The organism is Syntrophales bacterium (assembly GCA_030018935.1).
Lineage (GTDB): Bacteria > Desulfobacterota > Syntrophia > Syntrophales > CG2-30-49-12 > CG2-30-49-12.
This window is the reverse complement of the sequence record JASEGZ010000008.1, coordinates 1-14378: the sequence shown is the minus strand read 5'-3', so window position 1 is coordinate 14378 and position 14378 is coordinate 1. Positions and strand designations below refer to the sequence as shown.

The following is a 14378-nucleotide window of genomic DNA, read 5'->3' as shown; positions in this document are numbered from 1 at the left end:
AATTGCCAAAGGTAGTTTCCTATCCGGAAGAGAGGTATTCATGGATGGCCCGGGCCGCCTTTTTTCCGGCGCCCATGGCAAGAATTACCGTCGCTGACCCGGTTACAATGTCGCCTCCCGCATAGATCCCCTCCCGGCTCGTTTTCCCCGTTTCATCCTTTGTGATAATGTAACCCCGGCGATTTGTTTCCAGCCCCGGAGTTGTCGCCGGGACAATGGGATTTGCCATCGTCCCCACAGCTACCACTACGGTATCCACATCAACCACGTACTCTGAACCCTCGATGGGAACCGGTCGTCGTCTCCCTGATTCGTCAGGCTCGCCCAGCTCCATCCTCTGGCATCTCATCCCCCTCACCCAGCCGTTCTCATCACCAAGGTATTCCACGGGATTCGTGAGAAGCTTGAACTGGACACCCTCTTCCTTCGCATGGTGGACTTCCTCTATCCTGGCCGGCATCTCCACCTCTGTGCGGCGGTAGATGATATAGGCGTTCTCTGCACCCAGCCGGAGGGCTGTCCTGACCGAGTCCATGGCCACGTTGCCGCCGCCGATAACGGCGCAATTTTTGCCACGGACAATGGGAGTGTCGTATTCCGGGAAGAGATATGCCTTCATTAGATTGGACCTGGTCAGGTACTCATTGGCCGAATAGATACCGCTGAGATTTTCTCCCTGTATATTCATAAAGACCGGGGCGCCGGCGCCCACGCCGAGGTAAACGGCAGCAAAACCCTCTGCGAAGAGTTCATCCACCGTCTTGACCCTTCCGATCACGGCATTGGTTTCGATCTTTACCCCCATTTTTCTCACATAATCAACTTCGGCCTCCACGATCCTCTTCGGCAGACGAAACTCGGGGATCCCGTACACGAGGACACCTCCCGCCTTGTGAAGGGCCTCAAAGATCGTCACTTCATATCCCAATTTCACGAGATCACCGGCGATGGTCAGGCCTGAGGGACCGGCGCCGACCACGGCAACCTTTTTCCCTATGGGTGTTGCCCATTCTGGGATGGATACCTGTCCTTTCTCCCGTTCGTAGTCTGCGGCAAAACGCTCAAGTCTCCCTATGGCCACCGGTTCCCACTTCTTTCCCAGGACACAAACCTTTTCACATTGATCCTCCTGGGGACAGACACGACCACAGACAGCGGGGAGGGAGTTTGTTTCCTTTATAGTACGGCCAGCCTCGATAAAATTCCCCTCCGTAATAAGCCGGACAAAGGCAGGTATATTGACTTCCACGGGACATCCTTCGATACAGCCGGGTTCCTTGCACTGGATGCACCGTTTTGCCTCGGTTATCGCTATCTCTTCCGTATAGCCGAACGGGACCTCATCAAAATTGTGGATCCGTACCTTCGGGTCCTGCTCCGGCATCTTCTGTCGGGGAACTTTAACTCTCTTTTCCTTAGCTTTCTTTTCTTCAGCCTCCATGTGCACACCTGTATCTTTCCATCGCCTCTTTTTCCTGGCTCAGGTACATCCTGAGACGGCTCGTCAAGAGATCAAAATCAACGTCATGACCATCAAATTCGGGACCGTCCACACAGGTAAATCGCGTTTGACCCCCCACCGATACCCGGCAGGCGCCACACATCCCGGTGGCATCAACCATGATCGGATTCAGAGAGACGATGGTCTTTATGCCATACGGTCTGGTCACGTTGCATATTACCCGCATCATCGGCACCGGGCCGATGGCAAACACCCGATCAATCTTCTCTTTTGCATCTATCAGGTTCTGCAAAACGGCGCTGACGAAACCGTGGAAACCGTAGCTGCCATCGTCTGTGGCCACTAAGAGTTTATCACTTGCATTTTTCATCTCTTCTTCAAGGATCAGGAGATCTTTTGTCCTTGCCCCGATGATGGATGTTACTTTATTGCCCGCTTTCTTCAAGGCCACGGCAAGGGGATAGATGACACCCACACCGACACCCCCGCCCACGCAGACCACATGACCGAAGTTTTCGATCTCTGTAGGGTTGCCAAGGGGGCCCTGGACGTCGGTTACAAAATTACCTGCCTTCAGTGCAGCAAGGGCGGCCGTTGTTTTACCCACGACCTGAAAAATAATGGTGATTGTCCCCCTTTCTGTATCAGAATCCACGATGGTCAGGGGGATCCTTTCCCCTTTCTCGTCAATTCTCAGGACGATAAACTGGCCGGCCCTTCTCTTCTTTGCAATGGCGGCGGCTTCAATGACCATCTCTACCACGTTCTCTGATAGATCAATTTTCTCTACAATTCTGTTCACTATTCAATCTCCTAAAAAAGTCGTAAGTCATGAGTCAGTCATGGCTTCAGTACTCTTTTGTCAGTTTATCCAGTTCTGCCAGTGAAAATACAGGGCCATCCTTACAGACATATTTGTTGCCTACGTTACAGCGCCCGCACTTTCCAATACCACATTTCATCCTCATCTCAAGAGAGGTGATGATGTTTTCCTTCGAGAAGCCGAGGTCGAAGAATACCGGCAGGGTGAAACGAATCATGATCGGCGGCCCGCATATCACCGTTACGGCGTTTTCCGAACTTGGCGCCACCTCTTTGCAAACCGTGGGGACAAAACCTTCTCTACCCTTCCAGCTTTCATCGCCCTTATCAACAGTCACATGCAAGTTGATATCGTCTCTCGCCTCCCAGGCGGCAAGCTCATCCTTATATATCAAGAGTCCCGGTGTCCTGGCCCCGTATACGACGGTAATATTCCCGAAGCGGGAACGGTTGTCCTCATGGATCATATAGACGATGAGGGACCTCAAGGTGGTAAAGGCGAAGCCACCGCCGACAACTACGATATTCTTCCCCTCAAGATAGTCAATAGGCCATGAATTCCCCATGGAACCTCTGACCCCTATGTGTGTTCCAACCTCCAGGTCGTGGAGGGTGCTGGTAACAACCCCCGCCTTCTGCACGGTGAATTCGAGATAGCCCGGCTGCGTCGGTGATGAGGCGATGCCGATGGGCACTTCACCCTTGCCGAAGATGGAGAGTTCGGCAAACTGGCCAGGCAGATATTGAAAGTTCGCCTCGTCTTCCCTGTTGACGAAGGCAAGACGAAAGGTTTTGATGTCTTTTGTATCAACCTCCGTGACGATCTTTATAACTTCGACGGGCATGGGTATATATGGATTTAGCATTACCATCTCCTGCCTTTATAATTTCGCAATATCTTCAACTATCTTTCTGATGTCTAAATTAACGGGACAATACATGACGCACCTCCCACATCCGACACAGGAGATCGCTCCGAAGTTGTCCACGTAATACTTGAATTTGTGCATCACCCGCTGCCGCCACCTCTCCTTCTGTGTCGGTCTCGGATTGTGACCCGAGGTCTCCAGCGTGAAAAGAGGGTACATACATGAATCCCAGTTCCTTATCCTGATGCCGTCATTTCCCTTTGCCTCGTCACTGATATCAAAGCAGTGACAGGTGGGACAGAGATAGGTGCAGGTGCCACAGGCGAGACACTTCCGATGGATTGTCTCCCAGAAGGGATGTTCGAAATTGTTGTCCAGTATCGGTTTGATATCTTTTGCCGGTATGTGCGATCTGATCTCTTTTTCCGCCCTTTCCGCGATTTCTTTTTTCAGGGTCTCCTCAGCTTCTCCGGCTTTCGGGAGGTCTCCAAAATACTTGAGAAGCTTTTCCCCGCGAGGGGTGATGAATTCCACAAGGTAGTTATCACCCATGTCTGTTAATAGTATGTCGGCGCCTTCTCCCGAGGTCGGGCTTCCATCAACGGATGTACAGAAACAGGTGGAATAGGGAGGGTGCGCACAGGCCATGGAGATTACCGTTGTTTTTTCTCTCCTGGCGATATAGTAAGGGTCTTTGTATTTATCCTGGTCGAAAAGCTTATCGAGAAGCGCAAAGCTGCGGGCATCGCAGGGGCGTACCCCAAAGAGCGCTGTCTCCCTTACTTCCCCTTCACCCTTAGAGAGTTCCATACCTTTGCCGGTTCGGGTATATTTCATCATTATCTCTGTACGGGGGAAAAAGAAGGTCTTGGGGGCGTTCCTTGAATTTGAAAAATTAAGCAGGGGTTCCCTTCCCTCTTTCAAGGCCATAAAGAGAACATTATCCTCTTCTTTAACCGGCGCATAGACCAGCATATCCCGGGAGACGTTCTTAATAATTGCGGCCAGTTTATCTTTCTTCAGTACCCTCTTTTCCATATCGTTCCTTTAGAATGATTTTATCAATGCTTTAAGCATCCTTAGCATTTCACTCGAATCCTCGAATCCTTGACCCCTTGAATCCTCTTCATCGTTTATTTACCATCAGAGCAGTCCTAAAACATCGAGGAGGGGCGCCGGATCGGCGTGGTGAAGTTTAAACCAGCTTTCCGGTCCCGGGAGTCCCATGGCCAGGGCTATCAATTCGGTAAAATAAAAGACGGGAAGTCTCACGTTTTCACTGGCCCTCATGTCCAGATTGGCCATGCAGATGGGGCAGGCCGCAACGAGACAGTTTGCCTCGGTTTCTCTGGCCATGGTTATCAATTTATTCACCATCCGCTGCACGATATTGGTTTTACTGATGGTGAGACTACCGCCACAGCAATCAGTCTTGTAAGACCAGGGACGTGCATTGGCCCCGAGACAGTTCATGATGCTATCCAGCATGACGGGATTTTCATAGTCATCGAACTCACAGACCTCCGGTGGTCTCAACAGGAGGCATCCATAGTAGGAAACCGGTTTGAGACCCGTCAATTTCCTGGTCACTTTTCCGCTCAGGGTCGGGAGGCCTATATCGTTATAAATAATGTCAATGGGATTTTTCACGATTATCGAGCCCCTGTATTCCCTGCCGGCGATACTTTCCACCTCGGATTTTAAGATGCTGTCTTTCTTGAGATGGTAGTGAGCGGTCTTTAAGCGATTGAAACAGGCGGCACAGGGGACCATCACTTCCGGCACATCAGCGGCATCCTTTTCGGCAGCGATAAGGGTTAGAGCGGGAAGGGCAATGGAGAGTTTAAAATTGGTACTATGGGCGGAGGTGGCGCCACAACAGCACCAATCATCAACCTCCTTCAGTTCAATCCCCAGGGCGCTGCATACAGCCTTTACCGATTGGTCATATTCCTTCGCCGTGCCGTGGAGTGAGCATCCCGGATAGTATGAAACTTTCAACATGCGCCTCCTATAATATCAGTCATCAGTCATACGTCATCAGTCATACGTCTTTTGACCTACGACCTATGACTTACGACCTATTCTTTATGAATGCTTCGTCTTCTCAAATATCCTTTTTACAGTCCTCATATCCTTTGTTCTCGGGGGCAGTAGGGGGAGTTTACCTTTCTTGAACATATCTATACCCATAGCCATGTCAGAGAATAGGTCCCCCGATTTTAACTTGTACTGGGCCATCATGAGGGGCTCATTGATCCGTCCCCACAACTTGATGTTGGAAAGAAACGCCTCATGGAATTTAAGGACATTCTTTTCCTTAGCACCGATGCCTGATTCAATGGTCATCTGTCTCAATATATCCATCAGACGGGCGATATCCACCTCATTGGGACAACGGGTGATACAGGTCTCGCAGGAAACACAGAGCCAGATCGTTGAACTCTTGAGGACCTCGTCCCGCTTACCTATCTGAATCATCTTGATAATCCTATTGGGATTGTATTCCATAGCAAAGGATAGGGGACACCCTGCCGTGCATTTTCGGCAGTGATAGCATCTCTGGATGGGAACACCCTTGATCTTTTCATTTACTTCTTCGAGAAAGGTTTTCATAATTATTCCTATTTCGGTTCAAAGATAAAATCTTCTCTGTCGTTTTCCCTGAAGGTACCAAGCATGGACAGTTCGTCCGGCGAGATACCGGCCCTGTACTTAAACAGTTCAAGAGCGTCCTTATCCAGTTTCTTCAAAAACCTCCGCAGATCCACACCCATGGGACATACTGCAATGCAGGAGCCGCAATCTACGCATCGCCCCGCCATATGATACAGCCGCATTATTTGAAATACCTGTGTGTCAGACCGGTCCTCACCGATACCGACCCACCGCGGCTGGCTCTGTTCGACAAAGCATACCTTACAGTAACAGGACGGACAGGCATTGCGACAGGCATAACAGCGCACGCACTTATCCATCTCCCTGGTAAAGTAGTTCCACCTTTCATCCGGGGAAAGCTTTTCAAATTCATCCACCTTAGCATATTCCTGAGCGGCATCCATTGCCGGGGCCTGCTCCCCTATCATCACATCAGAAATAAGGGGATTGTTGAAACGGCAAGTGGGGCAGTTATCGGCCAGCACCTCCTTAAGAGGAACCTTCCTCTCGCCACCAACTGTCTTTACCAGGACGGAATCTCCTGCAACGGATGCCTCTCGGATTTCCTCACCCGCAACGAGGGCGTCCATCTTCTTCCTGTCCACATAGCCGGTGCAGGGGACACCGAGGATCACGACATCGTCCCTGTTGTACTGCTTTTCCTGAAGATGGATCACCAGCGAGCGGGTTGTGCAGCCCCTCGCGACAATACCTACCGTCTTTTTTGTTCTGTCCGCCGGCTTAAGGCGCTTCTGGGATTCCCTGTGCTGTGAGAGGATGTCGTGTACGAACTTGGCAAGGTTTTGCATGCAGAAGGCGTTCCAGACAAGTTTTTCAGCGTCTTCAAGCTCGGTAATAAAGCATGGCGGGGCAAGAAGAGGAAGGGTGCCTTTTTCATACCCTACGATAAGATCCACCTTTTTTTCCGCCAGCAATTTTTTTGCTTCTTCACGTAGTTTCGTTTCTACATTTTCCACAGTTTCAATTCCTCAAGATTTCTCGCTTCGCTCGAAATGACAGGTTATATCTCCCATTTTTTTACCAGCTTATCTGCCGGACCGAGGGCGGTAACGGCTGCCGTGACGGCTTTTATGACCTGGGCAAAGCGTTCTCCCTCAGATGCCGATACCCAGGTAAACATCGTCCTGTCACCTTCTACGCCGATATACGAAAGAAAACGCTTTAACATGGCGAACTTCCTTTTGGCGGACAGATTCCCCGTCAGATAGTGACATTCTCCCGGATGGCAACCGGAAACGAGAACACCATCCGCCCCCTCCTGGAGGGCCTTGACAATAAAGAAAGGATTGATCCTCCCCGTACAGGGGACCCTTATAATCCTCACATTTGGCGGGTACTGTATCCTGCTTATCCCCGCCAGATCCGCCCCGGCATATGTACACCAGTTACAGACAATGGCTACTATTTTTGGTGTCCAGCCTTCAACCGGTTGATTCTCAGTCATATATTCTCCATATCATCAATAGAGCCTCTCCTTTAACGTTTCAGGCCAAAAGAAGTGCGTCAGCATTTGGATGTCAATCTTTTGGCCGGTGTTATCGGCTGTTCTTTGCGACCAATTCTTTTTTAAATCCAGCAAAGGCTGCTTCTTCAATATCTAATCTTTCTTGTATAACCCGTTTAAGCCAGTTTTCTAAACTTGCTTCTCGATGTAGACGGGCAAAAAATGCCGCCCGCGCGGCTAAATCAGAAGGAAGAGCAAGTGAGGTTGACTTTGACTTGCTCACCTTCACAGGCGCTCCCCATGCAGACTCATCATCTGCTTGGGCAATAACAATACGGTCAATTTCTTCTTCGGTTTTGAATTTAAGTTTAGATTTCATATATCCCATCCTGTTATAATTCGGACAACGTTGTCCGGTTTGAGTTGAAAAATAATTTTGAGTTTACGTCCTCCAATCGTTTTCCCAATAAGTTGGTACCGGTCTTTATATGCCTTATTCCTGCGAACCTCAAAATCCGAGAAAAAACACTCAACAGCTTCCTCAAAGGAAACACGATGAGCACTGAGCTTATCCTGGTCAAAATCATATTCAAAGTCCTTCGGGAGGAAGCGGTTCCAATTTACCATTTACGTATTATTCCTTTGACAGAAGCTTTTTTCTTTTCTATCAAAGAATTGCCGATGTACGGAAATAGCGAGCGAAGCGAGCGATTTCCGTACATCTCGTTCCTAATTGCACCGAGGTGCAACTTTGCTCCCAAATTTGGTGGTGTAGTTGCACCGAGGTGCGGATATACCGCCTCTGGCTGAACTACCTTCCACCATCACCTTCTTTCCTTAGGATTTATACCTAAGGGTATCCCGCGGACTTTTAATTTTACCTTTACCTTTATCTATATCCCCCTAGCGCTGAATACTTAAAAGGCGCCTATCTGTGCCAGAATTTCCTCGTTGTTAAAGCCGTTCAAATCAACGGCATTCATCCTGCAGGATGCCGTACAGATCCCGCAGCCCTTGCAGAGGACGGTATTAACCACCGCACAGTCCTCCTTAGGATCAACCGCGATGGCGCCAAAGGGACAATTGGCCTCGCAGAGTCCGCAGGCCGCGCATCTTTCCTTATTCACATAGGCCGTCTTACCTTCCGCCTCTATGTAGTCTTTGGTGAGGATGGTGCATGCCCTCGAGACGGCGGCGTTGGCCTGAGTTATCGCTTCACTGCTGAATTTCGGACAGTGGGCAAGCCCGCACATGAAGATGCCATCGGTGGCAAAATCAACGGGTCTTAACTTTACGTGGGCCTCGAGGAAAAAGCCATCCTGATTGGTCGGCACCTTCAGCATCTTGCCGATGGCATCATTTTCAGGGTTGGCAACGGTGCCTACACTCAACGCCAGGATGTCTGTTTTGATCTCTACATTTTCGTTTAGTACCGGATCAAAAACGCTTACGGAAATCTGCGTGCCATCGCCTGCAACCTCCGGTTTCCTGTCCTCATCGTAGCGGATGAATTTCACATTTGCCTCACGCGCCTTCCGGTAATAGTCTTCTTTGAATCCGAACGTCCTGATGTCTCGATAGATGATGGTTACATCCTTTTTGGGATCGGCAGCTTTCAGTTTGAGTGCATTCTTTATTGCCGAGCTGCAACAGTACCTGCTGCAGTAAGGCCTTTCGGCATTCCTCGATCCGACGCACTGGATCATAACAACACTGCCTGCCCCCGCAATTCGGGAATCTTTCTCATGAATAAGCTTTTCCAGCTCTCGCTGGGTGATAACCCGCTCGTTCTTCCCGTAGAGATATTCGTCTGTCTTGAGTTCATAGGCCCCTGTGGCCACGATGACCACACCGTGCTCAAATACGTGCTCACTGCCTCCCGTCTCGATCGTGGTCCTGTAATTTCCGATAAATCCTTCGATCTTCCCGATCCTGGCCCCGGTGAATACATGGATCAGGGGATTCTTCTCCACCTGTTTTAAAAGATCGTCCAGATGTTTCCTGGTATCCAGGCCTTCGAGGGTATAGTAGAGATGTCTGTAATTTCCACCAAGTTCGTTCTCCTTTTCCACCAGATATGACACAAAGCCCTGTTGCGCCAACGAGAGCGCCGCTATAATGCCGGCAAGTCCTCCCCCGATAATCAGCGCCGCATGATTGACACCAAGTTGCCCGGGTTTTAAGGGTTTCAAGTACTGGGACTTTGCTGCCGCCATCCTGACTAAATCCATGGCCTTTTGCGTTGCCGCCTCCGGCTCATTCATGTGAACCCACGAATTCTGATCCCTGATGTTGGCCATTTCAAAGAGGTACCTGTTGAGACCGGCCTTTTCACAGTTCTCCTCAAAGAGCCCCTCATGTGTGCGGGGTGAGCAGGATGCCACCACTACTCTGGTCAGGTTATATTCTTTGATTATTTCTGCCATTTTAACGGCCGAATCCTGCGAACAGACAAAAAGACCCTCGGTGGCATAGACAACACCCGGCAATGTCTTTGCATATTCCACGACGGCAGGGACATTTACCACCCCACCGATATTGATCCCGCAGTGGCAGACAAAGACACCGATCCTCGGTCCGATCCCCCTTATATCCTTTTCTACGGGGGGCTCTTTCGGGACGACCATCGTCCCCCGCTGTGCAGCCAGCAGCCCCTCTGCACAGGCGGCGGCGCCACTGGCTTCCATGACTGTTTCCGGGATGTCCTTGGGACCTCCAAAGACACCGCAGACAAAGACGCCTTCCCGGGACGTCTGGACAGGGTTATCCAGAACGGTCTTGCAGAAGCCGTGCTCTTCTAATTCTATACCCAGGCTATCTGCCAGTTTTGCCGCCTCGGGAGGGGGTGTGAGACCAACGGAGAGGACCACCATGTCAAATTCTTCCTCCACCAGCGTCCCGTCTTCCTGGACGTGGTTGATGAGGAGATTTTTCGTCTGCTGTAGTTCCTTTATGCTGGAAGGCATCGAACGGATATAACGGACGCCGTATTCCTCCTTGGCCCGGTTAACGAAGCGATCAAAGTCCTTACCATAGGCGCGTATATCCATGAAGAATATGGTAGGTTCCAGGTTTTTCGCATGTTCTTTCCCGACAATCGCCTCTTTTGTCGCATACATGCAGCATACGGATGAACACCAACTGTTGCCGCAGGAGACGTCTCTGGAACCCACGCACTGGATAAAGGCGATCTTTTCCGGTTCCTTCCCATCAGAGGGTCTCTGTATATGACCAAAAAAGGGACCGGAAGCGGAGAGGATTCTCTCAAACTGGAGGCTCGTCACCACGTTTTTATAAATGCCGAATCCGTACTCTCCCCGGAGAGGGGCATTAAAGACCTCAAACCCCGGTGCGGCAATGACGGCGCCCACCTCTATGGTTTCTTCTTCAAAACACATATCGTGATCAATGGCGCCGGCTACACAAACATCCACGCAACGGTAACATTCGGAACATATCCCGCAGTTGAGGCATCGCTTTGCCTCATATACGGCGCCTTCCTCACTCAAACCGAGGGCTGTCTCATCCTGCGAAGATTTCTTTGCCCCGGCCTCAAGCATGGGCATCTCGACACGTGCCGCCTTTTCTACGTCACTTATATCGCCTCTTTCGGCCAACCCTTTTGTCCAATCTCTCTTACGGTCTGATGTGATGTCTTCACCACGCAAGTAACGGACGATGGAGGTGGCCGCTTCCTTTCCGACGGCGATGGTCTTTACCACTGTAGCAGGACTGGTTTCCACCTCCTGGGCGAAGACACCTTCCATATCGGTGGCGAAGGTGACCGGATCAATCTCCAGGTTACTCCATTTGTTGCAGGCAGTTCCGCTTCCCTCTGAGGAATGGACAAGTTCCCTGGTCTGGCCCACGGCAGAGATCACCGTATCTACCTGGAGAGTAAATTCGGAGCCTTTGACCGGTGTGGGACGTATCCGACCGCTCGCATCGGGTTTACCCGGTTCCATACGGATACATTCGATGCCGGTTACCTTTCCGTCACTCCCCAATATCTTGACCGGCGCTGCGAGGAGGTCCATCCTGATCTTCTCTCCCTCCGGAATCTCCTCGATAGAGACGGGTGTCTCGGCGCCGGAACTCTTGTAGAGGATAAAAGAACCATCGGGGGCGGCCATAATGGCGGTACGATCGGCGCCGGAACTTTTATAGAGAATAAAGACCTCCTTGGAACCGGTCGCCAGCGCGGTACGGGATATATCCATCGCTACATTTCCGGAACCGATGACGGCAACCCGATCTCCCAGGGAGATATTCTCTCCCGCCGTCGCCCGCTTGAGAAAATCAAGCCCCTCGACGACACCTTTCAGGTCTTTTCCCGGGACGTCAAATTTCTTGCTGATGTGAGAACCGACCCCGATAAAGATGGCATCATACTCTTTGCGCAGAACATCCATGGAGATGTCTCTACCTACACGTGTATTTGTCCTGATCGTGACACCCATCTCCTCGATGATCTTTATTTCGCTGTTAATGATCTTCTTGGGAAGACGGGATTCAGGGAAACTGAGGGTTGACCAGCCGGCGGCGAGGGTCTCGAATACGGTAACCTGGTAACCCTCGATGGCCAGATAGTAGGCAGCAGAGAGACCAGCGGGACCGGCTCCAATCACGGCCACCTTTTTGTCCTTCTTCTCCTTGACTTCGGGGATGTGCCTTGTCTCTTCGTTTAAATCGAGGTCGGCCACGAAGCGGTGCAGATGCATGATGTCAATGGCTTCATCGGCGTCTCTCCTCCTGCAGGCCCTCTCGCAGGGGTGGTTACAGATTCTACCGCAAACGGCGGGAAATGGATTGTCCCTCTTGATGAGCTTTAACGCCTCTTGGTGCCTTCCCTCTCCAATGAGGGCAACAAAACCACAAACGCTGATATGGGCAGGACACGCCGCCTTGCATGGCGCTGTCCCTATTTTATCAATGGCAAAGGCAGCCGGTATCGCCTGGGGGAAATGCCTGTAGATGGCCTTTCTCGTGTTCAAATTTTCATTAAACTCTGCCGGAACAGATACGGGACATACATTGGCACATTCACCACAGCCGGTACATTTGTCAATGTCAATAAACCTCGGCGCCTTCGTCAACTTTACTTTAAACCGTCCCGGCTGGCCGAGAACGCCATTAACCGTTCTTCTGGTGAGGATATCCACGTTAGGATGTCGTCCCACTTCCACTAATTTGGGAGAGAGGATGCAGGCAGAACAGTCATTGGTAGGAAAGGTCTTGTCAAGCTGGGCCATGACACCGCCAATGCTGATCCCATTTTCGACAAGATATACCTTCATTCCGGAGTTCGCCAGGTCGAGGGAAGCCTGTATCCCTGCTATACCCGACCCCACAATCATCACCGCGCCGATTTTTTCGTTATCTTTTAACACTTCCTCACACCTCAAATATAAGCGCTTTTCTCCGTAGCGTAGCAGATGCTAATGCCATTAGCCGCTATCGTGATTTGGTTATTCCTGTCAAGTTCCATCTTAAAAATTAGGGATCAGATTGCCATTAAATCCTTAAATCCCTCAATCCTTAAAATCCTCATTGTACCTACCTGATCTCCACTCCCTGATAATAGTACCTCAGGATATCCCTGTAAGAGTAACCTTCACGGGCCATGGCGTAAGCGCCCCACTGGCTCATACCGACACCGTGGCCGTATCCTTTGCCCTCAAAATGAACCTCCCGGTTATCACATGTCACTGAAAAAAGGGTGCTTCTGATCAATGTAGGGCCTATCTTGAGCCTGAACTCGTTACCGTTTATGATTGTTTCCCCGCCGCTGTGGGACACCTTGATCTTTCCAACCCTGCCCGACGGGCTGATCTCGACAGGCATCAACTTAGCTATCTGACCTACACCAATCCCTTTTTCATTAAGGACTTTCCTGATCTCATCGAGGGATAGGGACAACTTCCATAAAGAATTCGGGGCGTTCATGCTGTAATCATCACGAAACCCCTTCAGGTAAGGGAGCTTCTCTGTCCATACATATTCTGCATCTTCTGTTATCCCCCCGCTGTTCGCGTGAAAATACGGCAGAACCAATTGACCGTTATAGAGGAGCACAATTCCCCTCGTTTCGTCCACTGCCCGGTTGGACTTTTCAGACTCCACTTCTTTTCCCCCGTAAACCTGGGAGGTAATGGTAGCGCAGAGGTCATAGCTTCTGTTCCCGCTTCTCTCCTTCCGATAGATGGTATACGTTCTCGATACCACCGCCTGGGCCTTCAGGGCTTCCAGAGGCCATTCCCGGGACATTTCTTTCGGGACGACACCGTAGAGGTATGCCTCCAGCCCCACAACATTAATCATATCCATTTTCCCCCCGGCACTCCTTTGAATGATCACTTTCCCCCGGTAAGGTTTGCCATTCAAACTCAACGTTCCATCATCTGTGGGAAGGATAATGATCCTGTCGAGGGATGAATTGGCGCCCTCCAGCCTTATGCCGTCTTCCGAGATACGGGGGAGCACAGTTTGTGTCCGAATAAGGGTAACTTTTTCATCAAAGTCCCTGACTTCACACAGGGAAGTTGAGCTGACACGGATCTCCGTGACCCCGGACAAAATCAGAACCCTGATATTTTCATGGGAATGGGTCTTGAAGGCAGGTTCTTTTTCTGGATACAATCCTTCTTTCGGGTATGTGTCCGCTTCTCGCGTGGCCCGCCTGGCACCGTGGGAAAAACCTCCACAGGCGGATAAAATTAAAGGTAATAGCAAGAGATAGATGATGGATTTTCTTCTCATGATCGTATATCCAGGGGGGAGAAGAGTTAAGATGCCGGACCAGATCGTAAGCCGAGTTCTGTACCGCCCCACAGTTACCCGAAAGGCGGCGATGATCATTCATCTGGGACAACAGTTGCCTGCTGCCTCAAGCGACACGACCCGAGAACGTCGGGCGGGCCACCCTCAAATGTTCTCCTATTTGGTCTTGCTCCGGATGGGGTTTGCCAAGCTTTCCCGGTCACCCGGGAAACTGGTGAGCTCTTACCTCGCCTTTTCACCCTTACCCGCCGGATGGCAGGCGGTATATTTTCTGTGGCACTTTCCTTAGGGTCACCCCCAGTCGCCGTTAGCGACCATCCTG

General features: G+C 50.7%; 11 protein-coding genes, 1 other RNA gene and 1 pseudogene. All 13 read right to left on the bottom strand.

The window, feature by feature from the left end; genetic code table 11:
* Window positions 1–19: 19 nt before the first annotated feature.
* The gene (gene gltA, locus QMD03_02910) at window positions 20–1441 is read right to left on the bottom strand and encodes an NADPH-dependent glutamate synthase (GenBank protein ID MDI6776180.1); all 1422 of its coding nucleotides are present in this window, start codon (window positions 1439–1441) and stop codon (window positions 20–22) included.
* The gene (locus QMD03_02905) at window positions 1431–2264 is read right to left on the bottom strand and encodes a sulfide/dihydroorotate dehydrogenase-like FAD/NAD-binding protein (GenBank protein ID MDI6776179.1); all 834 of its coding nucleotides are present in this window, start codon (window positions 2262–2264) and stop codon (window positions 1431–1433) included. The genes gltA and QMD03_02905 overlap by 11 nt, the downstream gene beginning before the upstream one ends.
* 46 nt (window positions 2265–2310) lie before the next feature.
* Window positions 2311–3150 carry an FAD/NAD(P)-binding protein gene (locus QMD03_02900; GenBank protein MDI6776178.1) on the bottom strand — a complete coding sequence of 280 codons (840 nt, stop codon included), beginning with the start codon at window positions 3148–3150 and terminating at the stop codon, window positions 2311–2313.
* A gap of 15 nt (window positions 3151–3165) precedes the next feature.
* On the bottom strand, window positions 3166–4191 hold the full coding sequence (locus QMD03_02895) for a 4Fe-4S dicluster domain-containing protein (protein MDI6776177.1): 1026 nt from the start codon (window positions 4189–4191) through the stop codon (window positions 3166–3168).
* 105 nt (window positions 4192–4296) lie between these two features.
* Entirely contained in the window at window positions 4297–5157 is an 861-nt protein-coding gene (locus QMD03_02890; protein ID MDI6776176.1) for a CoB--CoM heterodisulfide reductase iron-sulfur subunit B family protein, read from the bottom strand.
* A gap of 84 nt (window positions 5158–5241) precedes the next feature.
* Window positions 5242–5769, bottom strand: a complete 528-nt coding sequence (locus QMD03_02885) for a 4Fe-4S dicluster domain-containing protein (GenBank protein ID MDI6776175.1) — start codon at window positions 5767–5769, stop codon at window positions 5242–5244.
* An 8-nt stretch (window positions 5770–5777) separates the two neighbouring features.
* On the bottom strand, window positions 5778–6788 hold the full coding sequence (locus QMD03_02880) for a 4Fe-4S dicluster domain-containing protein (protein MDI6776174.1): 1011 nt from the start codon (window positions 6786–6788) through the stop codon (window positions 5778–5780).
* A gap of 44 nt (window positions 6789–6832) precedes the next feature.
* A complete protein-coding gene (locus tag QMD03_02875) occupies window positions 6833–7276 on the bottom strand; it encodes a hydrogenase iron-sulfur subunit (protein MDI6776173.1) in 444 nt (147 codons plus the stop codon).
* A gap of 91 nt (window positions 7277–7367) precedes the next feature.
* Complete coding sequence (locus QMD03_02870) at window positions 7368–7655, bottom strand: hypothetical protein (protein MDI6776172.1); 288 nt, start codon at window positions 7653–7655, stop codon at window positions 7368–7370.
* 538 nt (window positions 7656–8193) lie between these two features.
* Entirely contained in the window at window positions 8194–12201 is a 4008-nt protein-coding gene (locus QMD03_02865; protein MDI6776171.1) for an FAD-dependent oxidoreductase, read from the bottom strand.
* A 21-nt stretch (window positions 12202–12222) separates the two neighbouring features.
* Window positions 12223–12681 (bottom strand): annotated as a pseudogene (locus tag QMD03_02860) (FAD-dependent oxidoreductase).
* Between the two features lie 151 nt (window positions 12682–12832).
* Window positions 12833–14035 (bottom strand): SpoIID/LytB domain-containing protein, encoded by a 1203-nt coding sequence (locus tag QMD03_02855; GenBank protein MDI6776170.1) that lies wholly within the window; start codon window positions 14033–14035, stop codon window positions 12833–12835.
* 31 nt (window positions 14036–14066) lie between these two features.
* An RNA gene (gene rnpB / locus QMD03_02850) (RNase P RNA component class A) lies at window positions 14067–14378 on the bottom strand; the annotation flags it as partial.